General features: G+C 63.0%; 20 protein-coding genes. 6 read left to right on the top strand and 14 right to left on the bottom strand.

Annotation, left to right across the window (positions count from 1 at the left end):
- Positions 1-199 precede the first annotated feature (199 nt).
- Together pnp and rpsO are read right to left on the bottom strand one after the other, a co-directional pair.
- Entirely contained in the window at positions 200-2,335 is a 2,136-nt protein-coding gene (pnp, locus tag E2K99_RS08875; protein WP_039786731.1) for a polyribonucleotide nucleotidyltransferase, read from the bottom strand.
- Between the two features lie 336 nt (positions 2,336-2,671).
- On the bottom strand, positions 2,672-2,941 hold the full coding sequence (gene rpsO, locus E2K99_RS08870) for a 30S ribosomal protein S15 (RefSeq protein ID WP_006712917.1): 270 nt from the start codon (positions 2,939-2,941) through the stop codon (positions 2,672-2,674).
- A gap of 219 nt (positions 2,942-3,160) precedes the next feature.
- Between rpsO and E2K99_RS08865 the strand changes: the two genes are divergently transcribed.
- A complete protein-coding gene (locus E2K99_RS08865) occupies positions 3,161-3,685 on the top strand; it encodes a hypothetical protein (RefSeq protein ID WP_121039164.1) in 525 nt (174 codons plus the stop codon).
- A 103-nt stretch (positions 3,686-3,788) separates the two neighbouring features.
- On the opposite strand, the gene E2K99_RS08860 is transcribed toward E2K99_RS08865, so the two are convergent.
- From E2K99_RS08860 to E2K99_RS08845, 4 genes are all read right to left on the bottom strand, one after another.
- Positions 3,789-5,141 carry a GntP family permease gene (locus E2K99_RS08860; protein ID WP_039786736.1) on the bottom strand — a complete coding sequence of 451 codons (1,353 nt, stop codon included), beginning with the start codon at positions 5,139-5,141 and terminating at the stop codon, positions 3,789-3,791.
- A gap of 188 nt (positions 5,142-5,329) precedes the next feature.
- On the bottom strand, positions 5,330-5,713 hold the full coding sequence (locus E2K99_RS08855) for a RidA family protein (RefSeq protein WP_017450656.1): 384 nt from the start codon (positions 5,711-5,713) through the stop codon (positions 5,330-5,332).
- Positions 5,714-5,824: 111 nt separating this feature from the next.
- Positions 5,825-7,315 carry an N-acyl-D-amino-acid deacylase family protein gene (locus E2K99_RS08850; protein ID WP_134221999.1) on the bottom strand — a complete coding sequence of 497 codons (1,491 nt, stop codon included), beginning with the start codon at positions 7,313-7,315 and terminating at the stop codon, positions 5,825-5,827.
- 1 nt (position 7,316) lies between these two features.
- Positions 7,317-8,201: a MurR/RpiR family transcriptional regulator gene (locus tag E2K99_RS08845; protein ID WP_039786740.1), complete on the bottom strand. Its 885-nt coding sequence runs from the start codon at positions 8,199-8,201 to the stop codon at positions 7,317-7,319.
- A 158-nt stretch (positions 8,202-8,359) separates the two neighbouring features.
- On the opposite strand from E2K99_RS08845, the gene E2K99_RS08840 reads away from it, so the two are divergent.
- Positions 8,360-9,652 carry an amino acid deaminase gene (locus E2K99_RS08840; protein WP_134221998.1) on the top strand — a complete coding sequence of 431 codons (1,293 nt, stop codon included), beginning with the start codon at positions 8,360-8,362 and terminating at the stop codon, positions 9,650-9,652.
- Between the two features lie 35 nt (positions 9,653-9,687).
- Positions 9,688-10,611, top strand: coding sequence for a sugar kinase (locus E2K99_RS08835; protein WP_134221997.1), 924 nt, complete (start codon positions 9,688-9,690; stop codon positions 10,609-10,611).
- A gap of 28 nt (positions 10,612-10,639) precedes the next feature.
- Here the strand turns inward: E2K99_RS08835 and E2K99_RS08830 are convergent, their stop codons facing one another.
- Both E2K99_RS08830 and E2K99_RS08825 read right to left on the bottom strand, forming a co-directional pair.
- Entirely contained in the window at positions 10,640-11,971 is a 1,332-nt protein-coding gene (locus tag E2K99_RS08830) for a tetratricopeptide repeat protein (RefSeq protein WP_134221996.1), read from the bottom strand.
- A 130-nt stretch (positions 11,972-12,101) separates the two neighbouring features.
- On the bottom strand, positions 12,102-13,631 hold the full coding sequence (locus E2K99_RS08825; RefSeq protein WP_134221995.1) for an aminotransferase-like domain-containing protein: 1,530 nt from the start codon (positions 13,629-13,631) through the stop codon (positions 12,102-12,104).
- 176 nt (positions 13,632-13,807) lie between these two features.
- Between E2K99_RS08825 and E2K99_RS08820 the strand changes: the two genes are divergently transcribed.
- The 3 genes from E2K99_RS08820 (at position 13,808) to E2K99_RS08810 (ending at position 16,555) form a co-directional block, all read left to right on the top strand.
- Positions 13,808-14,161: a hypothetical protein gene (locus tag E2K99_RS08820; protein ID WP_134221994.1), complete on the top strand. Its 354-nt coding sequence runs from the start codon at positions 13,808-13,810 to the stop codon at positions 14,159-14,161.
- A gap of 179 nt (positions 14,162-14,340) precedes the next feature.
- Positions 14,341-15,840: a sensor domain-containing diguanylate cyclase gene (locus tag E2K99_RS08815; protein WP_134221993.1), complete on the top strand. Its 1,500-nt coding sequence runs from the start codon at positions 14,341-14,343 to the stop codon at positions 15,838-15,840.
- 4 nt (positions 15,841-15,844) lie between these two features.
- Complete coding sequence (locus E2K99_RS08810; protein ID WP_240733880.1) at positions 15,845-16,555, top strand: alpha/beta fold hydrolase; 711 nt, start codon at positions 15,845-15,847, stop codon at positions 16,553-16,555.
- A gap of 26 nt (positions 16,556-16,581) precedes the next feature.
- Here the strand turns inward: E2K99_RS08810 and E2K99_RS08805 are convergent, their stop codons facing one another.
- The 6 genes from E2K99_RS08805 to ilvC all read right to left on the bottom strand — a co-directional run bounded on the left by E2K99_RS08805 (position 16,582) and on the right by ilvC (position 21,738).
- Positions 16,582-17,073: a hypothetical protein gene (locus tag E2K99_RS08805; RefSeq protein WP_240733879.1), complete on the bottom strand. Its 492-nt coding sequence runs from the start codon at positions 17,071-17,073 to the stop codon at positions 16,582-16,584.
- A gap of 185 nt (positions 17,074-17,258) precedes the next feature.
- Positions 17,259-18,119: a CDP-diacylglycerol--serine O-phosphatidyltransferase gene (gene pssA, locus E2K99_RS08800; protein ID WP_121039133.1), complete on the bottom strand. Its 861-nt coding sequence runs from the start codon at positions 18,117-18,119 to the stop codon at positions 17,259-17,261.
- A gap of 118 nt (positions 18,120-18,237) precedes the next feature.
- Complete coding sequence (locus E2K99_RS08795; RefSeq protein ID WP_013233751.1) at positions 18,238-18,882, bottom strand: phosphatidylserine decarboxylase; 645 nt, start codon at positions 18,880-18,882, stop codon at positions 18,238-18,240.
- 177 nt (positions 18,883-19,059) lie between these two features.
- Positions 19,060-19,590 (bottom strand): vesicle formation protein, encoded by a 531-nt coding sequence (locus tag E2K99_RS08790; RefSeq protein WP_121039130.1) that lies wholly within the window; start codon positions 19,588-19,590, stop codon positions 19,060-19,062.
- 121 nt (positions 19,591-19,711) lie between these two features.
- Positions 19,712-20,500: an SIMPL domain-containing protein gene (locus tag E2K99_RS08785; protein WP_134221990.1), complete on the bottom strand. Its 789-nt coding sequence runs from the start codon at positions 20,498-20,500 to the stop codon at positions 19,712-19,714.
- Positions 20,501-20,721: 221 nt separating this feature from the next.
- Positions 20,722-21,738 (bottom strand): ketol-acid reductoisomerase, encoded by a 1,017-nt coding sequence (ilvC, locus tag E2K99_RS08780; protein ID WP_034334512.1) that lies wholly within the window; start codon positions 21,736-21,738, stop codon positions 20,722-20,724.
- Between the last annotated feature and the right edge of the window lie 73 nt (positions 21,739-21,811).

Genomic DNA, 21,811 nt, shown 5'->3' with positions numbered 1-21,811 from the left:
CCTGTTGGCAGTACCACGCCCTCCCCTGATGAGCGCGGCACACCGGAACCTTGATGTCCCTCAAAGCAGACGGACAGAATCGCATACTTTTGGTTCGAAATCACTTGGGCAGATTGTCCGCATCAACTTGCACGCATAAAAAAATCCCCCGGCCTTGCGGCACGGGGGATTTTCTTGTTGCCTGTTCAGGCAGAAGGGATTACTGCGCTTCTTGCGGAGCGGCAGCGTCGCCCTCTTCAGCCTGGGCAGCCTTCATCGACAGCTTCAGGCGGCCGCGGTCATCGGTTTCCAGAACCTTGACGCGCACTTGCTGGCCTTCCTTCAGGTAGTCGGCCACGGCGTTGACGCGCTCGTTGGCGATCTGGCTGATGTGCAGCAGGCCATCCTTGCCCGGCAGGACCTGGACGATGGCGCCGAAGTCCAGCAGCTTCAAGACGGTGCCTTCGTAGATCTTGCCCACTTCCACGGAAGCGGTCAGCTCTTCGATGCGGCGCTTGGCTTCCTGGCCAGCCGACGCATCCACGGAGGCGATGGTGACCACGCCTTCGTCGCTGATGTCGATCTGGGTGCCGGTTTCTTCGGTCAGCGCGCGAATGACGGCGCCGCCCTTGCCGATCACGTCACGGATCTTTTCCGGATTGATCTTGATGGTGATCAGGCGCGGGGCGAAGTCGGACAGCTCGGCACGGCCAGCCGGGACGGCTTCCTGCATCTTGCCCAGGATGTGGTGGCGGCCTTCCTTGGCCTGCTCCAGCGCGACCTGCATGATTTCCTTGGTGATGCCCTGGATCTTGATGTCCATCTGCAGGGCGGTAATGCCGTTGGCAGTACCGGCCACCTTGAAGTCCATGTCGCCCAGGTGATCTTCATCGCCCAGGATGTCGGTCAGCACGGCAAACTTGTTGCCTTCCTTGATCAGGCCCATGGCGATGCCGGCCACGTGGGCCTTCATCGGCACACCGGCGTCCATCAGTGCCAGGCAGCCGCCGCACACCGATGCCATCGAGGAGGAACCGTTGGACTCGGTGATTTCCGAGACCAGGCGCACCGAGTAGCTGAACTCGTCAGCAGCCGGCAGCGCGGCGATCAGCGCGCGCTTGGCCAGGCGGCCGTGGCCGATTTCGCGGCGCTTCGGAGTGCCCACGCGACCGGTTTCGCCGGTGGCGAACGGAGGCATGTTGTAGTGGAGCATGAAGCGGTCGGAGTATTCACCCAAGAGACCGTCGATCTTCTGTTCGTCGCGTGCGGTACCCAGGGTCGCGATGACCAGGGCTTGCGTTTCGCCACGGGTGAACAGGGCCGAACCGTGGGTACGCGGCAGCACGCCGGTACGGATCGAGATCGGACGCACGGTGCGGGTGTCGCGGCCGTCGATGCGGGGTTCGCCTTCCAGGATCTGCGAACGCACGATCTTGGCTTCCAGGTCGAACAGGATGGAACCGACTTCGGCAGCATCCGCAGCCACGCCGTTGTTGGCAGCGGCTTCAGCGACCAGGGCTTCGTTGACCTGGGCGGTGACGGCCTTGAGCTTTTCGGTACGGGCTTGCTTGTCCTTGGTCTGGTAGGCTTCGCGCAGCGGGCCTTCGGCCAGTTGCGACACGCGCGCGATCAGGGCTTCGTTCTTGGCCGGGGCGGTCCACTGGACTTCCGGCTTGCCGCCGTCACGCACCAGGGCGTGGATGGCTTCGATGACAGCCTTGGACTGGTCGTGACCGAACACGACAGCGCCCAGCATGACTTCTTCGGACAGTTGATCGGCTTCCGATTCCACCATCAGCACGGCGGTTTCGGTACCGGCCACCACCAGGTCCAGCTGCGAGGACTTCAGCTGCGAGGTAGTCGGGTTGAGGACGTACTGGCCGTCGATGTAACCCACGCGGGCGGCGCCCACCGGGCCATTGAAGGGGATGCCGGCCAGCGACAGGGCTGCCGAGGCACCGATCATGGCGGGGATGTCCGGATCGATTTCAGGATTCACGGACAGCACGTGGATGATCACCTGCACTTCGTTGAGGTAGCCTTCCGGGAACAGCGGGCGGATCGGACGATCGATCAGGCGCGAGGTCAGGGTTTCCTTTTCGGAAGGCTTGCCTTCACGCTTGAAGAAACCGCCGGGGATGCGGCCGGCTGCATAGGTCTTCTCGATGTAGTCGACCGTCAGGGGGAAGAAGTCCTGGCCGGGCTTGGCTTCCTTGCGGGCCACCACGGTGGCCAGGATGACGGTGTCTTCCACCGACACCACCACGGCGCCAGAAGCCTGGCGAGCGATTTCGCCGGTTTCCAGGGTCACTTGATGCTGACCGTACTGGAAGGTCTTGGTTACTTTATTGAACACGGTATTTCCTTTCTTTTATGGAGCCGGCCCCGACTGTGTCCGCGGTGCACGGCTTCCTTTTGCCGACAGATTTTCAGGCGCTGTCGTTCACCTCACCACAGTGGCCGGCGAAACCGGTCACTCACGACGAACGCGGCATTGATCACACAAACAGCCTGCCGCGATGAAACGATGATGCATTCCTGCCCCGAGGGAGGGCGTTTTGCGAGGATGCTTGCCCCGGCTTATGCCTGAGCTTGCGGAATCGCAAAAAACAAAATGCCCGCGTCAACGAGTGACGCAGGCATTTCGTGGTGGTCCGGGGCGCAAACCCCGGGACCCAGACGCGGAGTCAAATTACTTGCGCAGACCGAGTTTCTCGATCAGGGCGCGGTAACGATCAGCGTCCTTGTTCTTCAGGTAGGACAGCAGGCTCTTGCGACGGTTGACCATCTTGATCAGGCCACGACGGGAGTGGTGATCCTTGACGTGGGCCTTGAAGTGGCCGTTCAGGTCGTTGATGCGTGCGGTCAGCAGCGCGACTTGCACTTCCGGAGAACCGGTGTCGTTCGTGCCGCGAGCGTTTTCGGAGATAATGGCAGCCTTGGCTGCTTTTTCGATGGACATTGCTTTTACCTTTCACAAGCGGTGTGCGGAGCGTCGAAAACTGGCCTGCCCTGCATACCGTGAACAAAAAATGAGAATCCGGTCAAACCGACCGGACGCAAAATTATATAGCAAAAAACCATTCCGACCAACATCGGCAAGCACAGCCGCACTGTTTCTGCCGATGACGCTGCGTCCCTGCCACAGCCGGACGGAATGACAACTTACTCAGGAGTCGACATGCCTTCCCCCGTTTCCCTCATGCAACGCGCCCGCCCCAGGCTGGCTGCCGCCCTGCTGGCCGCTGCCGCCCTGTCCGGCTGTGCCTCGCTGCTGCAACCGCCGGTGCAGCCGGGCGAGCCCGAAGAGCAGGTCGTGGCCCGCTTGGGCGCGCCCACCAATGTGTATCCGGATGGCAACGGCCGCGTCTTTGAATACGCTGCCGGTGCCTTCGGCCAATACCAGTACATGGCCCGCATCGGTCCCGATCATCGTTTGATTTCCTACGAGCAAGTGTGGACGCTGCAGAATTTCCACGCCATCCGCGCCAAGCAGGACACCAAGCTGGATGTGCTGCGCCGCGTGGGCCGTCCCACCGAAGTGACGCGCTATGCCCGCATCCCCTTCGAAGCGTGGAACTACGGCTTCAAGGAAAGCGGCGTCTGGAATTCGCAGATGACCGTGTATTTCAACGACCAGGGCATCGTGGAGAAGATCGAGAACGGTCCTGATCCGCGTTTCGATGATTCGCGTTTCCGCAACTGAGCACGCGCATCCCCTGCCTCACACCTGCACGATGAAGAAAGAAGAAAGGCTGCCCGGATCGCTCCGGGCAGCCTTCTTTTTCAGCGCAAGCACTGCAGCGTACTTACACCACTGTCGCCAGCGCCAGCGTGAACAGCAGGGCCAGCACCGAGACCAGCGTTTCCATCACGGTCCAGGTCTTGAAGGTTTGCGGCACGGTCATGTTGAAGTATTCCTTGACCAGCCAGAAACCGCCGTCATTGACGTGCGACAGGATCAGCGAACCGGCACCGGTGGCCAGCACCATCAGCTCGGGACGCACGCCACCGACGGTGGAGACGATGGGCGCCACGATACCGCAGGCGGTGGTCATGGCCACCGTCGCCGAACCGGTCGCCACGCGGATCAGCGCGGCCACGAACCAGCCCAGGATCAGCGGCGACAGATGCGCATCGGTGGCGATGCCGACGATGGCCTTGGAGACGCCGCCATCCATCAGGATGCGGCCAAAGCCCGCACCCGCACCGACCACCAGCGTGATACCGGCGATGGGCGCCAGGCACTCGTTGGTGAATTTCAGGATCTGGTCGGCACCGAAACCACGGGCGCGGCCGAAGGTCCAGAAGCTCACCAGCGTGGCGATCAACAGCGCGATCACGGAGTTGCCGATCAGGCGCAGGAAATCATTGGCGAAGGTCTTGGGGGCGAAGAACAGGTCCGCCCAGCTGCCGATCAACATCAGCGCCACCGGCAACAGGATGGTGAAGAGCGTGATGCCAAAGCCCGGCAATTCACGGTCCTTCTTGCTCTCATCGACGAATTGCGAAATCAGCGGATTGTCCGGATTGGGGATCACCACCTTGGAGATCAGCTTGCCGAAGATCGGACCGGCGATGATGGCCGTAGGAATACCGACGATCAGCGCATACAGGATGGTGCGGCCGATATCGGCGCTGTAGGCGGTCACCGCCAGCAGCGCGGCCGGGTGCGGCGGGATCAGGCCGTGCACCACCGACAGACCGGCCACCATGGGAATGCCCACCAGCACCATATTGGTCCCGGTGCGCTTGGCGACGTTGAAGGCGATCGGCACCAGCAGCACGAAACCGACTTCGAAGAACACCGGCAAACCGACGATGAAAGCCACCGTCATCATGGCCCAGTGCACGTTCTTTTCACCGAAGGCCTTGATCATGGTGTTGGCGATGCGCTCGGCGCCGCCCGACTCGGCCATCATCTTGCCCAGCATCGTCCCCAGGCCCACCACCAGTGCGATGTGGCCCAGCGCATTGCCGACGCCAGTCTCGAAGGCCTTGACGATATTGCCCATGGGCATGCCCACGGCCAGGCCCAGCACCAGCGACACCACGATCAGCACGATGAACGGGTTCATCTTGAATTTGGCGATCAGCACGATCAATGCGATCACCGCTACCAGTGCATAGACCAGTAGCGCACTTCCTTGTACAGCCTCCATCTGTTGCTCCTCTTCAGAAGGTAAAAGACACCGCCGGCGATACGACACCCCTGCCGGCAAATTGGTACTGCGAAATCTGAAAATCTTTTAAATCTTTTATATCGTTTATTCTTTTTGTTCTTCTTGTTCCGTCTTGCCCGGCAACGGGCAGGACAAGGCAGTTCCAGAACTGCCCTGCCCCTGCTGCATCAGCGCTTGAAGGCGACGCAATCGACCTCGACCTTGCAGTCCACCACCATGCTGGAGACCACGCAGGCACGGGCCGGCGGGTTGGCACCGAAGTATTCCTTGAAGACCTTGTTGAAGGAGGGGAAGTCGCGTGCATCATCGAGCCACACGCCACAGCGCACCACGTGCTCGGGGCCGTAGCCGGCTTCCTTCAGGATGGCCAGCACGTTCTGGATGGCCTTGTGCGACTGCGCCACGATGCCGCCGTCGATCACCTCGCCGTTTTCCATGGGCACCTGGCCCGACACGTACAGCCAGCCATCGGCGGCCACTGCGCGTGCGAACGGCAGATGCTGGCCACCGGTGCCGCTGCCACCTTCCACACCAAATCGTTGAATGCTCATTGCTGCTCCTTTACTGAACTTGGATTGAACTCGGATACGAATCTGAAAAATGAATCTGATAAGCGATTTGCAACTTGAAGTTGATAATCGCCCGCTGACGTTTTCTGCAACTCAGGCTGACGTTTTCTGCACCGTGCGTGCCAGGAAGCGTCCGGCGCGCGCGCTGGTGGACTGCTTGTCCTGGCCGCGATAGGCCAGCTGCCCGTTGACCCACACCGCCTCGATGCCATGCGCCGGCTGCATGGGATCAGTAAAGCTGGCGGCATCACGAATGGTCTCGGGATCGAACAGCACCAGGTCGGCGTGATAACCCTCGCGCACGAAACCGCGCTGTTCCAGGCCGAAGCGCTGGGCCGACAAACCCGTCATCTTGTGCACGGCGGTGGCCAGCGAAAACAGTTTCTGCTCGCGGCTGTAATAGCCCAGCACACGCGGGAAAGCACCCCACAGGCGCGGATGCGGCAAGGGATCGTTGGGCAGGCCATCGGAACCGACCACCGTGGCCGGATGCGAGAGGATGCGATTGACGTCGTCATCCGACATGCAGTGATACACGGCCCCGGCCGGCATCAGGCGCGCGGCCGCGGCGTGCAGGTCCACGCCCCAGTCGGCGGCGATCTGCTTCAACATCTTGCCGCCCTGCTCCGGATGCGGCTCCGACCAGGTGACCTGGATGTCGTAATCGGCGGTGACCTGCTTCAGGTCCAGCGTGGAAGAGCTGGCGGTGTAGGGATAGCAGTCGCAGCCCACATGCTGGTGGCGCGAGGCGGCTTCCAGTGCCTGCAGCACTTCACTGCTGCGGCCCCAGTTCTCCACGCCCGCGCACTTCAGGTGCGAGATCACCACCGGTACCCGTGCATGCTTGCCGATACGGAAGGCTTCCTCCATCGCATTGAGGATGTCGGCGAATTCGCTGCGCAGGTGTGTCGCATAGAGCCCGCCGAACTCGGCCAGCGGCGCGGCCAGGGCCAGCACTTCTTCCGTGGGGGCGTTGATGGCATTGCCGTAGGCCAGTCCCGTGGAAAGACCCAGCGCACCATGCTCCAGCGCCTCGCGCAATTGCGCGCGCATGCCGTCGATTTCCGCATCGCTGGCCGCCCGGTCGAGACGGTCCATGTGGTTGTTGCGCAAGGCCGTGTGACCAACCAGTGCAGCCACGTTGATGGCCGGCTGTGCAGCATTGACGGCCTCGACATAGCTGGCAAAGCTCGGATAGTGGAACGCCTCGGACTTGCCCAGCAGGTTCATCGGGTCCGGCGGATCCCCCTTGAGCGTGACCGGTGCGGCACTGATGCCGCAGTTGCCGACCACCACCGTAGTCACGCCCTGCGACAGCTTGGGGAACATCTCCGGCGTGCGGATGACGTTGGTATCGTCATGCGTGTGCGCATCGATGAAGCCGGGCGAGAGCACGCGCGCGGTGCCGTCGATTTCCTGCTCGGCCTGCCAGCCCGCAAGCTGGCCGACGGCGACGATGCGGCCATTGCGCACCGCTACGTCGGCTGGTACCGGCTCGGCCCCGCTGCCATCGATGACAAGAGCGTGGCGGATCAGAATGTCGCAGTGCCGGGGGCTGCCCGACGATTGCTGCGTGGATGTCATGTCAGTCTCCCAGTGGCTGGTGCAAGTCGCCGCCGCCACGATGGGCATCGAGCACGTACTTGAGGCGGCGCAGGCGTTCCTGGCTGCTTTCCTTGTGCAGCAAGGCCAGCTCCAGCACCAGCATGTCCAGCGTCGCCATCATGGCGTAGCGCGACGAGGACGGTTTGAAAATCAGGTCGGTTTCCAGCGTCTTGATGGGCAGCAGCACATCGGCCATCTTCGCCAGCGGCGATCCGAGGGCGGTGATGGCGATCAGCTTGACACCGTATTCGCGGGCCACTTCACAGCTGGCCAGCAGCTCGGGCACGCTGCCGGTGGTCGAGAAGACCAGCAGCACGTCGTCCTTGTCGAGGGTGGCCGCCACCATCTTCTGCAGCACCGCATCGTGATAGGTCGCCACCGGACGGCCCAGGCGCACCAGGCGATAGCGCGCCTCGTCGGACATCATGGTGGAGCCGCCGCCCATGCCGAAGCAGTAGATCATGCGCGCGCCCAGCAGCAGGTGCGCGGCTTGCATCAGCATGTCGGGGTTGAGCATGGCGCGGTTCAGTTCCAGCACCGCGTGGATGTCGCGGTAGACCACGTCGGCCAGTTCCGGCGGCTGTTCGGAGGGCACCGTCTTGGCACCATCGAAGAAGCGCTGACCCACCGCCACCGCCTGGGCCAGCAGGAACTTGAATTCGCGCACATCGCGGCAGCCCATGGCCTTGGCAAAGCGGGTCACGCTGGCCACCGAGACGCCGGCCTTCCCGGCCAGCTCGCCGATGCTGGCGCTGGCAGCAGCGGCGAGATCGCCCAGGATCGCTTCAGCCACCTTCTGTTCGGCCAGGCGCAAGGTACTGCTGCGCTCGGTGATGCGGGAAATGATGTCCAATGTCTGCGCCATGGGAAGGAAAATTCAGTCTGCGGGAATGGGCGGGCGATCAAACCAGCGACCCCGGAAGAGTGCCGCGGAAACAATTTATGTTATTTACTAACACGGCGTAAACATAGTAAATTCAAGGCTATTATTACGTCAATCCTAATTTCACAGGAATTAAAGCGATGAGTGATACAAACTACCAAAGCCAGTTTCAGGCCGGCATGATCGACCCGCTCAACAAGGGCCTGGGTACGCTGGCGCAACCCCTCGCCCCGCAACAGGCGGGCAAGGTGCGCTGGAACCTGCTCAATGAAGACATCAGCCTGCCGGCTGCGGTGTTGTATGAAGAAAAGATCGCCCACAACCTGAAGTGGATGCAGGACTTCGTCGGCCAATACCAGGTCAAGCTGGCCCCGCACGGCAAGACCACCATGGCCCCCAAGCTCTTCGCACGCCAGCTCGATACCGGCGCCTGGGGCATCACCCTGGCCACCGCCCACCAGACCCTGGCCGCCTATCACCACGGCGTGCGCCGCGTCATCATGGCCAACCAGCTGGTGGGCAAGCGCAACATGGCCATCATTTCGGAGTTGCTGGCCGATCCCTCTTTTGAATTCTTCTGCCTGGTCGATTCGGCTGCGCTGGCCGATCAGCTGGGCCGCTTCTTCGCCGAGCGCAAGCAGACCCTGAACGTCCTGCTGGAACTGGGCCCCGCAGGCGGCCGCACCGGCGTGCGTGACGACGCGCAGCAGCAAGAGGTGCTGGCGGCCATTGCGCGCTGGGACAGTCTGGCTCTGGCGGGTGTGGAGGTCTATGAAGGTGTGCTCAAAGAAGAGGCCGACATCCGCCGCTTCCTGCAGCGTGCGGTAGCCTGCCTGAAGGATCTTTCCGCGCAAGGCCAACTGGCACGCCGCCTGGCGCAGGGCCCGGCGATCCTGACCGGGGCTGGTTCGGCCTGGTACGACGTGGTCGCCGAGGAATTCGGCCAGGCCGACATCGGTGCCGCGCTGGACGTGGTGCTGCGTCCGGGCTGCTATCTCACCCATGACGTGGGCATCTATCGTGCCGCGCAATCGCAGATCCAGGTCCGCAATCCGGTGGCGCACAGCATGCGCAGCCAGCTGCAGCCGGCGCTGCAGCTGTGGGCCTACGTGCAATCCATCCCCGAGGCCGACAAGGCCATCATCGCCCTGGGCAAGCGCGATGCCGCTTTCGATGCCGGCCTGCCGGCCCCGGTCACGCGCTTCCGCCCGGGCCAGGATACCCAGCCGCAAGCCACCCCGGCGCACTGGGAAGTGACCGGCATGATGGACCAGCACGCCTACCTGAAGATTGCCGAGGGCGACGATATCCAGGTCGGCGACATGATCGCCTTCGACATCTCCCACCCCTGCCTGACCTTCGACAAGTGGCGTCACCTGGTCGTCGTGGACCAGCGTTTCGATGTGACCGACATCGTGCAGACCTTCTTCTGATCGATGCCCGGGAAAGAAGAGCGAAAGAACAGCACATGAACAAACCCATCCTCGCCTACGGCGAAGCCATGGTCGAATTCAACCAGCGTATCGACACGCCGCGCCAGTACCTGCAGGGTTTTGGCGGCGACACCTCCAACTTCGCCATCGCGGCAGCCCGCCAGGGTGCCGCGTCGGGCTATGTCAGCGCCGTGGGGGACGACCACTTCGGCCAGGACCTGCTGGCGCTATGGCAGCGCGAGCAGGTCGACGTACAGCATGTGGCGGTGCAAGCCAATGGCAGCACCGGCCTGTACTTCGTCACGCACGACGATCAGGGGCATCACTTCCACTATCGCCGCGCCGGCTCGGCAGCCAGCCGCTACACCGTGGGCGACTTGCCTTTGCAAGCCATCGCCGCTGCGGGTGCCCTGCACCTGTCAGGCATCAGCCTGGCCATCAGCGAGAGCGCCTGCGACGCCGGACTGGCCGCCATGACGCATGCGCGCGCCGCCGGCGTGACCACCTCGCTCGACACCAACCTGCGGCTGCGTTTATGGCCGCTGGAACGCGCACAGGCGAAAATGGCCGAGGCCTTCCGCCTGTGCGATGTCTGCCTGCCGAGCTGGGAAGATGTATCGATGCTGACCGGACTCGATGACCGGGACGCCATCGTCGATCACCTGCTGGATTACGGTGTGAAGCTGGTGGCCTTCAAGCTGGGCCATGAAGGCTGCTATGTAGCTACCCGCCAGGAGCGCCGCGTGGTCTCGCCCTATCCGGTGCAGGCGCTGGATGCGACGGGCGCGGGGGACTGTTTTGGCGGGGCCTTCATGGCCGAGCTGATGGCCGGGCGCGATCCCTTCCAGGCAGCGCGCTATGCCAACGTCGCGGCCGCCCTCTCGACCACCGGCTACGGCGCAGTGGACCCCATCCCTCGGCGCGAACAGGTGGAAGCGGCGCTCAAGGCCGCAGCCTGACCGATGCCGTCCCTCGTGGCGCGTCGCTTCACTGCCGGCGCGCCACGAACAGCATGCCGGCCACTGGCTGGCGCACTTCCTCGCGCAATACTTCATCACGCTGATGCAGCGGCTCCATGCCCTGCGCCTGCAGCAGCGCATGCACGTAATCGCGGCCATGGCGGTAGCGTCCGCTGGCATGCAGCCGATGGCCTTGCTCCACCCCGTCCTGGGGCGTGAGCACCTCCACCGTGAAGACGAAGTACCCGCCCGGTTTCAAGACAGCAGCAACCGCCTTGAACACATTCTCCAGATCCCCGAAATAGATCATCGTATCCGCCGCCGTGACCAGGTCGCAGCTTTGCGGATGACGCAGGAGGTAGTCGGTGATCTCGGCCTTTTCCAGTTGATCGTAGTGGCCGGTGGCCGCGGCCTTTTCCAGCATCTTGCCGGCCAGGTCCACGCCGGTCAGATGCTGCGAATAAGGCCGCAAATAGGTCCCGCACAGCCCGGTCCCGCAACCGATGTCGATGGTGGCAAACTGGCGCGCCGCCTGCGTGACCAGGCCCACGCCCTGCCCGATCAGGCTGGGGCCGCGATAGCCGAGGCTGTGCAGCAAATTGGTTTCAAACGTCTCGGCGTAGCGGTCGAAGTGCGATTCGAGGTAACGATCCGAGGCACGCGTGGGGACATCCAATTGCGAGCAGGCGGCCAGCATGTGGGCCGCAATCGGATTGTCGGGTTCGCTGGCCAGCCAGGCGCGATAGGCTTCTGCAGCTTCTTCCAGGCGGCCGAGGAAGTAGAAGGAAATGCCGACCATCTCCCAGGACTTGCCTTCCATCGGCGGTAACACGTAGGCGCGGCACTGATAGTGCGAAGCCTGCATCTTGTCGCCGGCAGCCTCGAAGAGATTGCCCAGGTGCAGCAGCGCCGGCAGGAATTCGGGGGCGATCTCCACCGCACGCTGGAAGGCGGCAATGGCCTCCTCATTGCGGCCCCGCTGCATGTGCGTGGCCCCCAGGTTGTTCCAGATCGTGTGATCTGCGGGCGCGGCTTCCAGCGCCGCACCATACGCCTGCGCAGCACCGTCCAGCTCGCCCAGCGCAAACAGGACATTGCCCAGGTCGTTGTGCCAGGCGGCATTCTCGGGTTCCAGCGCACTGGAGAGTTCCAGCTTGTCCAGCGCCTCGGCATGGCGTCCGGCCTGGTGCAGCCAGATGCCGTAGAAGTGCAAGGCGACCGGCTCGATGGGATCGTCTTCCAGCACGGCTTCGTAGATGGCGCGGGCTTCTTCGCGGCGGCCCGCCATGTGGGCATCGATGGCCGCGTTCAGGCGGACTGCGTGCGGTGGCTGGATCTGCGTAGTCTGCGGCTCAGGCATGAACGGCTCCCCTCGTAAAGCGCATGGAGGCACCGGACGAAAAGTCCGGCGCTCTTTACATTGTCTTTACAAGTCTGCAGCAGACTGCCCTTTCGGGCAATGCCTGATTCTCCTGAAAGCTTGCCAAGCTCTACAGGAAAGCCAGGCTGTGCCCGATGCTGCCCAGGCGGCGCAGGGCCTGGTCGAGTTCGCGGGTGAAGGGATGGCCGCAGCAGATGCGCAGGAAGTGACCGTAGCGGTTGGAATTGGAGAAGATGGCCCCCGGCGACACACCCACGCCCTCCAGCAGCGCCCGCTCGAACAACTGCTGCGAGCAGACCTGCGCCGGCAGCTCCACCCACAGCCCGACGCCGCCATTGGGCACATTCAGGCGCGTACCTTCCGGGAAATAGGCTGCGATCGATTCGGCCATGCGTTCACGCTGTTCCTTGAGCAACTGGCGCAGGCGGCGCAGATGGCGGTCATAGGCGGGGCTGGCGATGAAGTCGGCGGCGGTGACCTGGGTCCATTCCTCGTTGGCGCGGGTGTGGGTGAACTTGAGCATCTTGACCCGCTCATGCCAGCGCCCGCCATTCATCCAGCCCAGCCGCATGCCGGGGGCCAGCACCTTGTTGAGCGACGCGCAATAGATCACATTGCCGCTGCGGTCGCGGCTCTTGAGGCTGGAGGGCGGCACGTTGCCGTCGGCCAGCTCGGTATAGGCGTCGTCTTCGATCAGGGGCAGGCGCAATTCTTCACACAGGCGTACCAGCTTGTCCTTGTGCTCGTCGGGCATGATGCAGCCCAGCGGATTCTGCAGGTTGGGCACCACCACCACGCCCTTGATGTTGCCGTAGGTGCGCACGGCCAGTTCCAGCGCTTCTACCGAGATGCCGGTGTGCGGGCTGGTCGGGATTTCCAGCGCCTTCATGCCGAGGTTTTCCAGTGCCTGCAGCAGGCCGAAGTAAGTCGGCGACTCCACCGCGATCGTGTCGCCCGGCCCGGCCACCGCGCGCAGGGCAAGGTTGAGCGCCTCGATGCAGCCGTGCGTGACCACCACTTCTTCATGATCGATACGCATGCCGTGATGCAATGCACGCCGTGCCACTGCCTGGCGGAAGGTAGCATTGCCGTTGTGCGGCATGGCGCTGGTGAGCAGTTCGGGGCGCTCGCGCAGGGCACGCATGGCGGCCTGTTTCAGGGTTTCCACCGCATAGAGCTCGGGCGCACAGGTCATGCCGGACAGGTCGATGCGCGGTGCCCCGCTCTGGCGCAGGGCGATGTACTTGGAGACCTTTTCGTGGATGCCCGCATATTGCTCGGGATCGATGGCCATCAGGCTCTTGGGCTCCTGCACCGGACGGATCGCCGAGCGGCGCGGCTGGCGCACGAAGTAGCCGGAACGCGGACGCGCTTCCAGCCAGCCGCCCTCTTCCATATGGCGCAGCGTCTGCAGGGCGGTCGACAGGCTCACCTGGTGCTGGCGCATCAGGTCGCGCACCGAGGGCATGCGGTCGCCAGCCACCAGGGTGCCGGACTGGATGGCTCCTTGATAATGCTCGGCCAGACGCCGGTACAGGGGCTGGCGTCCGTTGTCGGGGTTGGCGGCAAGGGCCGCCGGTGCGGTGGCCGGCGGCGGTGCCGCGGGCGTCGTGTCGGGGAGGTGCAGGCGGGTATCCATAACAGTCATCATCTTCGTGAGGACGAAACCAGAACAGATACAGAGTAGGCGAAAAGCAGGGGTAACAGAGCAAAAAGCTGCAGCCTGTTACGCAGCAGAGTGAATTTTCCTGTGCCTGTTGTCGCCGCGCCGCCCTCCCTAGACTGCAGGCTGGCCCATTCAACAAGGAGAACACCATGCCCGCCCCGCTGACCGCCCCCACCACCACCCAGGTCCTGTCACTGGCCGCCGGACAGCATCTGCAACTCTGGCTGCCTGCCGGCAGCCAGCTGCTGTGCCAGGCGCCGCAAGTGCGCGTGACCGAATCGGCGCAATGGCAGGCGGACCGTCTGGTGAGCCGCCAGACCCGGCTGAGCGACGGAGAAAGGATGGTGCTGGCGCACGAGGGCTGGATCGGTGTGCTGGCCACGCACGAGGGTGAACTGCTGTGCCTGCGTCCGGTAGCGCAGGCATGGTTTGCGCCCTTGGTGGCCTTGTTGCGCAGTCCGCGGGGCGCAAGGACCGCAGCGGAATGCGGTTCTGGCCGTTGAGCCACCTGGCCACGGGCAGACGGATGAGTTGATGAAAGTTAACTTTTAGTTAACAAGTTCGCATCATCCGCGCTTTCCAAGCAATAAAATTGCGCAAAACGAGGTGAACGGGCGATGGAAGAGCTGCAGCAGTTTCCGTAAAACTATTACACTTCATCATCAGCAAAAGATGAAGTGTCATGCAGAACGAATCCTCCCTCGCCCGCTCCGTTCCGGCTTCCATCCCGGCCCTTTCCGAACAAGAGACCTTCGACCTGACGCCCGTTTCCTTATGGAAAGAGGACTACAGCGGCCTGAAGCGCCTGTTCGACCAGTGGCGCGCCGACGGCGTGACCGACCTGCGCAGCTATCTGACCGCGGACCCCAGCCGCGCCCAGGCCTGTGCCATGCAGATCCGCGTGGTCGACGTCAACCGGCGCACCCTGGAATGGTATGAAGCGCGCGACCTGGCGCACCTGGTGGCCAACCTGGACAAGATCTTCCGGGATGACATGCTCGACACCTTCATCGATGAGATGGTGCAGCTGTGGAATGGCGGCACGACCTTCTCCAGCTATACCGTCAACTACACCCTGGGCGGCAAGCGGCTGGACATCCAGCTCTCCGGGCGCATCATGCCCGGCAGCGAAGAGAGCTGGGATTACGTGCTGCTGGCCATCGAGAACGTCACCGAGCGCGAGACGGCCCGCAAGAAGCTTTCCCGCAGCGAAAACTATGCGCGCGGCCTGTTCGAATATTCACCCATTTCCCTGTGGGTGGAAGATTTCAGCGCGGTCAAGCGCCTCTTCGACGACCTGCACCGCATCGGCATCACCGATTTCCGCACCTTCACGGATGTGCATCCGGAATTCGTGGAGCGCTGCATGCAGGAAATCCGCGTCATCGATGTGAACCTGCAGACACTGTCCATGTTCGCTGCCCCGGACAAGGCCACCCTGCTCTCGCGGCTGTCCGACGTGTTCCGCGACGACATGCGTCCGCATTTCAACGAACAGTTGATCGAGCTGTGGAACGGCAACCTGCTGCACCACCGCGAGGTGGTGAACTACTCGCTGACCGGTGAAACCCTTCACGTCCATCTGCAGTTTTCTGTCTTCCCCGGTCACGAGAAAAACTGGGACCTGGTGCTGGTGGCGCTCACCGACATCACCGCCCGCAAAAAGGCCGAAGCCTATCTGGAATTCCTCGGCAAGCACGATGAACTGACCAAGCTGCACAACCGTGCCTACATGGTCGATGAACTGAACCGCCTGGAGCGCAAGGGTCCCTTCCCGGTCAGCGTGATCGTGGCCGATCTCAATGGCCTGAAGGACGTCAACGACGAGCTGGGCCACGCCACCGGCGACGCCCTGCTGCGCCGCGTGGGCGAAGTGCTGGGCAAGGCGGTGGAACGTCCCTGCAGCGTGGCGCGCACCGGCGGTGACGAATTCGCCATCCTGCTGCCGGCCACCGACGAGCGCGGCTGCCAGTTGCTGATGGACCAGATCCAGAAACTGGTCGAAGTGAACAATCAATACTACTCGGGTGTCCCCCTGAGCCTGTCGATGGGCGCGGCTACCGGCGTTCCCGGCGAGCGTCTGGAACAGGTCGTGCAGCGGGCCGACAGCCTGATGTATGAAGCAAAACGCCATTATTACGCCAGCACGCCAGGCCTCGAACGCCGTCATCCGGACGACTGAAAACGTGTCCGCGCCCTATCCCTGCCCGCGTGAAGAACTGGCCCTGGCGGCGGGCGCCGAAACGCTGGCGGCCGATATTCTGCGCAGCGCGCCCGGCCAGCCCGTTCATATACTGGTGCTGCACGGCGCCGGGCAAGGGGACCGGCAGCGCCAATGGCCACTGCGGCAGGCCCTTGCGGCACGAGGCTGCGCCAGTGCCGCCATCGACTTTTCCGGCCATGGGCAAAGCAGTGCCCTGCTGCCCAATTCCCTGTCCAAACGTCTGGACGAAGCACAAGCCGCGCTGGACCGCCTCACCGTCTCGCCGCGCACCGTCGTGGGCGTGAGCATGAGCGGCGAAATCGCCCTGCGCCTGGCCTGCCGGGCGCAGAACCAGATCACCCATGTCGTCACGCTGGTCGGTGCGCTCTATGATGGTGCCGCCTTCATGTTGCCTTTCGGGCCGGCCTTCAGCGCGGCCTTGCGGCGCCCGCACAGCTGGCGGGATGCCGAAGTGCTGCAGATGATCCGTGCTTATCGCGGACGGCTCACCCTGATCCGCGCCAGCGAGGATGCCGTCATCCCGGCCGAGATCGCCGAACTGATCCGCCAGCACGCCAGCTCGGCCAGCGACTGCCGCATCGTCGACCTGCCGGGGGTGGATCATCGCGTCAGCGAACGCAGCGCGCAGGATGCCGCGCTATGCGCACAACTGGCCGCACTCATCACCGACTGAACTGCCAGGAATAAAGGGGCGCCGCCTCAGGCCATGGTCGAGATCAGGCCGCCGACCACGTTCTGGTTGACGATGTCCTCGACGATGGAACCAGTCAGATCAGGCTGGGATTTGAGCAGCAGGGAGAGCTGCGAACTGAGCCCCTCGCCGGCGAACACGCCTGAGCCATCATAGATGCCCGAAGTGGCCCCCGGCGTGACGATGCTGCCCAGCACCCCCTGGTAATAGCTCTGGCTGGCCTGGTTCTGGGTGAGATCGGTGGAGGTGCCGGCCGACGAACCGGCATTGACGATGGAATCAAACAGCCCCGCCGCATTGTAGGTCAGGCCGGAATTGGCGGAGGACCCGCCGCCCAGGGTCACGATCACCGAGGCCTCCGACGACAGCTCGACCGCCTGCGCTACGGCCGCAGGATTGCTGGCTGCAGTCACCGGATTGGAAGTGCCGCTGCTGCCCAGGCCGTAGGGATCCAGGCTGCCCAGCGTGGTCAAGGTGGAGGTGGAGGATGTGATCGCCATGTTCATACCATCAACGCGCGATATGCAGCAACGCGCTTACCATGGGATTCTAGGAAACTCTGCCCCGCTCGGCAAGGCAGACGTGACGGTGCTGACCGGCCGATGCCCGGCGCAATGCAAAACACCCGGCCGGGGCCGGGTGTTTCTTGTCCTGCGGGAAGATGCTCCGTCAAGCTTAACGGGCATCAGTGCGGCAGATCGCCATGCTCATCCTTGGTCTGCACGATACTGACCGGCTTGCCCTTGATGCGGCGCCAGATGTAGACGCCATAGCCGGACAGGCCATACAGCACGAACAGCCCGAACAGCACCTTGGACGGATCGCTGGAAATGAGCACCAGCGCCACCACCACCAGCAGTGCCGCAATGAAGGGCACCGGCTTGCGGAAGTTGACATCCTTGAAGCTGTAGAACGGCACATTGGTGACCATGGTGATGCCGGCGTAGAGGGTGATGACCCAGCCATACCAGCTCAGGTCAGTGCCGGCAAAACGCAGGTCATCCATCAGCCAGACGAAGCCGGCCACCAGGGCCGCAGCCGCGGGGCTGGGCAAGCCCTGGAAGTAGCGCTTGTCGACCACGGCGATGTTGGTATTGAAGCGAGCCAGGCGCAAGGCACCGCCGGCGCAATACACGAAGGCTGCCAGCCAGCCCAGCTTGCCCATGCCGCGCAGCGACCATTCATAGACCACCAGCGCCGGCGCGGCACCGAAGGAGACCATGTCGGAGAGGCTGTCGTACTGGGCGCCGAATTCGCTTTGCGTATTGGTCATGCGGGCCACGCGGCCATCCAGGCTGTCGAGCACCATGGCCACGAAGATGGCGATGGAGGCGTAGTCGAACTTCAGGTTCATGGCCATCACGATGGCGTAGAAACCGCAGAACAGCGCGGCCGTGGTGAAGGCGTTGGGCAACAGGTAGATGCCGCGCGAGCGCCGCCGTGCCACTACCTGCCCGGCCTCGTCCAGTTGCGCGGCCTTGGGGCGGCGCAGCGATTTCGGGAAGGGAATGCCGGCTTTGGCCTTGCGTCGTCGTAATGTGGGCATCGATGTCTATCAGTGAGGAGGACGGAAATCGCAGCACGCAGTCTGCGCCGGGGCCTCATCCGTGACGCCGCTGCAAGAACAGGCTGGCGCGCGGCACGGTGAGGCCTTCAGGGTGTGATCAGAGTTCGGCCAGAATGGTTTCGGTGGCCGAGACCTTTTCACCGACGGTGACCTTGGGAGTGGCCGTCAGCGGCAGGTAGACGTCCACGCGCGAACCGAAGCGGATGAAACCGTAGCGCTGGCCACGGGCCAGGGTATCACCGGCCTTCACATAGCAAAGGATGCGGCGCGCGATCAGGCCGGCCACCTGCACGCAGGTCACGCTGTGACCGCTGGTGGTGGTGATGGCCAGGGCATTGCGCTCGTTTTCCAGCGAGGCCTTGTCGAGGTCGGCATTGACGAACTTGCCGGGGAAGTACTGCACCTTCTCGATCTTGCCATCCACCGGGGCACGGTTGGAGTGGACGTTGAAGACGTTCATGAAAACGCTGATCTTCAGGGCTTCGCGGTCGGTGTAGGGGTCATGGGCGCGGGCCACGACGACGATGCGGCCATCGGCCGGGGACAGCACGGCATTGGCGGCTTGCGGGATCACGCGCGGCGGATCGCGGAAGAACTGCAGGACGAACAGCGCGATGATCCACAGCGGGAAGGACCAGGCGCCGCAGAAATAGGTTGCCAGCGCTGCCACGACCACGGCGATGGTCAGGAAGGGCCAGCCTTCGCGGGCGATGATGGGATGGGGATAGTGGTTATTGTTCAATGTTGCTCCAATGATCGCGCGGTACTCGCGGAAAGTTCAAAAGTAAAAGCGTGCCTATTCTAGTCCAGCGCCCGTTAAATGCAATGAAATGCGCCGCCATCCGGCCGGTGGCGGTGCATCTCGGAGCATCCAGGACAATTTTTCGAGAACCGGGCCAGGGCATTGCCCGGCACGGGCTCAGCGCGGCTGCGGACGGGAGAAGCTCAGCTTCAGTTCATTGCGCGCCAGCCCGCGCGGACCGGTCAGTTGCATCTGTCCGATCAGGATCGTCACTTCGGCATCGGCATAGTCCAGGCCGGTGACTTCGGTGATCTGGCGCAGGTCGCCCTGGCGGCGTTCCTGCGGCTCGTCGGCGATGATGCCCGGCGGCTCCTTGGCCAGCGGTGCACAAGCCTTCACATCGTTGACCAGGCGCTGGTAGGCACGGCCCATGTCCGCTGGCGTCGAATAGCGCCAGATGCAGGTATAGACCGAGGAATTGTCGGCAATGGCGCAGCTCTCGGCACCATCGAGCATGAAGTTGGAGAGATAGACAGGGCCGCGCTTGTCGCCCTTCATGACGGCATCGGGGCCGTCTTTCTTCCAGCCGTCGAAGTGCGATTGCGACTGCTGGTGGATGGCACGCAGGTCGGCACAGATGTCGGCATGCGCCGTGCTGGCCACCAGTGCGGTGAAGAGTGGCAGCAGCAGCTTGGTGATGGTCCGCATGATGAGATGATCTTCTTGAAACGGAAAGGGAGGCCGATTATAGCCTCCCTTCCCTGCCGACCCGAGCGGGTTGACGATTCTTGATATGAACTGTCCGGCGCGAACAGTCCGGTATGTTCGCTTACTTGAAGCGCACCTTGCCCACCAGGCGCATGCTCACGGTGGATTCACCAGGCTCGAAGCTGGGCTCGGCCACCGTCGTGCTTTCCTGGACCATGTCGGCACGCATGGCCTTGGCCATCATCGGGGCGGGAGCCGGCGCGGCGTAGTTGCCCGAGCCTTCGAAGTCCACGGTTTCAATCACGGCATCCGACGGGGCGCGATGCATGGCATTGGCGATGAAGCCGATGCGCTCTTCCAGGTTGCGGTAGGTGGCGTTGACCAGCGTGGCATCCAGCTTCTTGGCGGCCGCCGGACTCAGGCCGAATTGCAGGCCGTTCAGGCTCATCAGGGCCTGGGCCGAAGAGACGGTCTTGGGCAGCGCGGCCAGGTTCTCGGTGGTCATCTCCAGATACTGGCCGACGCGCCATCCCACGACTTGCCGTGCCTTGGCTGGCTGGCGGGGCTGTTGCGGCGTGACTTGCGGCGGTTCGGCATAGACTGCATAGGTGTAATACCCGTAGCTCTTCAACGCCGCTTGCGGGTCCTGGCGCTTGAGCAGGTCAATGCCCTGCTTCATCTTCTGGTTCACGCGGGAGGCGGCAGCGGCCTTGTCCTTGTCCTGCTCTTCCACTTGCAGGGTGACGCGAGCTTGGTCGTTCGGTACGCTGATCTCGCCGTTGGCTGGCACCACGACCATGGTGCCGGTGGTCGGGACCGGGGCCGGCGCGCTCATGGCGGTCTGCGCCTGGGTGGCAATACAGGCGGTGGCCAGGACGGCGCCCAGCATCAGTTTGCGGGAAGGTGTCATAAGGGATCCTCTTTATTCTTGGTCGGTGACGGGGTGATGATAGCTTCATAGCGAAAGCATCAACCCTGCACTTCGACGACCGCCGTCACGGAATGGTTCTTGGCCAAGTGCAACAAGGCGTAACACAATGACAATTCCATCACCCTTCCCTCGCCCACGGACCAAAAAAAACGCCACGGCGAACCGTGGCGTTTTTCTCGATTGCAGCTTGTAGCGGCAGATCAGTTCTTGGTCTGGTCGACCAGCTTGTTGGCCTTGATCCAGGGCATCATGGCGCGCAGCTTCTCGCCCACGATTTCGATCTGGTGTTCGGCGTTGATACGACGACGCGACATCAGGGTCGGAGCACCGGCCTTGTTTTCCAGGATGAAGCTCTTGGCGTATTCGCCGGTCTGGATGTCTTCCAGAACCTTCTTCATGGCAGCCTTGCTCTCGGCGTTGATCACGCGCGGGCCGGTCACGTACTCGCCGTATTCGGCGTTGTTGGAGATCGAGTAGTTCATGTTGGCGATGCCGCCTTCATAGATCAGGTCGACGATCAGCTTGAGTTCGTGCAGGCACTCGAAGTAGGCCATTTCCGGCGCGTAGCCAGCTTCGACCAGGGTTTCGAAACCGGCCTTGATCAGTTCCACGGTACCGCCGCACAGCACGGCTTGTTCGCCGAACAGGTCGGTTTCGGTTTCTTCGCGGAAGTTGGTTTCGATGATGCCGGCACGGCCGCCGCCGTTGGCGGTGGCATACGACAGGGCCAGGTCACGGGCCGAGCCGGACTTGTCCTGGTGCACGGCGATCAGGTGCGGCACGCCGCCACCTTGGCTGTAGGTCGAACGCACGGTGTGGCCGGGGGCCTTGGGGGCGATCATGATGATGTCCAGGTCAGCGCGCGGCACGACTTGGCCATAGTGGATGTTGAAGCCGTGCGCGAAGGCTACGGTCGCGCCTTGCTTGGCGAAGGGAGCGACGTTTTCTGCGTAGACCTGACCGATGTTTTCGTCCGGCAGCAGGATCATGATGACGTCGGCGTCCTTGACCGCGTCGTTGACTTCGGCGACCTTCAGGCCAGCCTGTTCAGCCTTGTTCCACGAAGCGCCGCCCTTGCGCAGGCCGACGGTCACCTTGACGCCGGAATCCTTCAGGTTCAGGGCGTGGGCGTGGCCTTGCGAACCGTAACCGATGATGGTCACGTTCTTGTTCTTGATCAGGGACAGGTCTGCGTCTTTGTCGTAGAAAACTTTCATGATTTTTTCCTATGTTCCGAGTAACTCGAATTTGAATGTATGTATGTGTGTGTGATGCGTACTGCTGGCGCGG

Source organism: Herbaspirillum huttiense, assembly GCF_004367745.1.
GTDB lineage: Bacteria > Pseudomonadota > Gammaproteobacteria > Burkholderiales > Burkholderiaceae_D > Herbaspirillum > Herbaspirillum huttiense.
Note: the sequence above shows the minus strand (reverse complement) of the source record. Positions and strands in the feature narration are given on the sequence as shown.

Coding starts and splice junctions, on each gene's coding strand:
- E2K99_RS08840 (WP_134221998.1), top strand. CDS start 8,360: ATGAGTGATACAAACTACCAAAGCCAGTTTCAGGCCGGCATGATCGAC.
- E2K99_RS08850 (WP_134221999.1), bottom strand. CDS start 7,315: ATGACATCCACGCAGCAATCGTCGGGCAGCCCCCGGCACTGCGACATT.
- pssA (WP_121039133.1), bottom strand. CDS start 18,119: ATGCCCACATTACGACGACGCAAGGCCAAAGCCGGCATTCCCTTCCCG.
- E2K99_RS08815 (WP_134221993.1), top strand. CDS start 14,341: ATGCAGAACGAATCCTCCCTCGCCCGCTCCGTTCCGGCTTCCATCCCG.
- ilvC (WP_034334512.1), bottom strand. CDS start 21,738: ATGAAAGTTTTCTACGACAAAGACGCAGACCTGTCCCTGATCAAGAAC.
- E2K99_RS08785 (WP_134221990.1), bottom strand. CDS start 20,500: ATGACACCTTCCCGCAAACTGATGCTGGGCGCCGTCCTGGCCACCGCC.
- E2K99_RS08790 (WP_121039130.1), bottom strand. CDS start 19,590: ATGCGGACCATCACCAAGCTGCTGCTGCCACTCTTCACCGCACTGGTG.
- E2K99_RS08830 (WP_134221996.1), bottom strand. CDS start 11,971: ATGCCTGAGCCGCAGACTACGCAGATCCAGCCACCGCACGCAGTCCGC.
- E2K99_RS08855 (WP_017450656.1), bottom strand. CDS start 5,713: ATGAGCATTCAACGATTTGGTGTGGAAGGTGGCAGCGGCACCGGTGGC.
- rpsO (WP_006712917.1), bottom strand. CDS start 2,941: ATGTCCATCGAAAAAGCAGCCAAGGCTGCCATTATCTCCGAAAACGCT.
- E2K99_RS08845 (WP_039786740.1), bottom strand. CDS start 8,201: ATGGCGCAGACATTGGACATCATTTCCCGCATCACCGAGCGCAGCAGT.
- E2K99_RS08805 (WP_240733879.1), bottom strand. CDS start 17,073: ATGGCGATCACATCCTCCACCTCCACCTTGACCACGCTGGGCAGCCTG.
- E2K99_RS08860 (WP_039786736.1), bottom strand. CDS start 5,141: ATGGAGGCTGTACAAGGAAGTGCGCTACTGGTCTATGCACTGGTAGCG.
- E2K99_RS08865 (WP_121039164.1), top strand. CDS start 3,161: ATGCCTTCCCCCGTTTCCCTCATGCAACGCGCCCGCCCCAGGCTGGCT.
- E2K99_RS08825 (WP_134221995.1), bottom strand. CDS start 13,631: ATGGATACCCGCCTGCACCTCCCCGACACGACGCCCGCGGCACCGCCG.
- E2K99_RS08835 (WP_134221997.1), top strand. CDS start 9,688: ATGAACAAACCCATCCTCGCCTACGGCGAAGCCATGGTCGAATTCAAC.
- E2K99_RS08820 (WP_134221994.1), top strand. CDS start 13,808: ATGCCCGCCCCGCTGACCGCCCCCACCACCACCCAGGTCCTGTCACTG.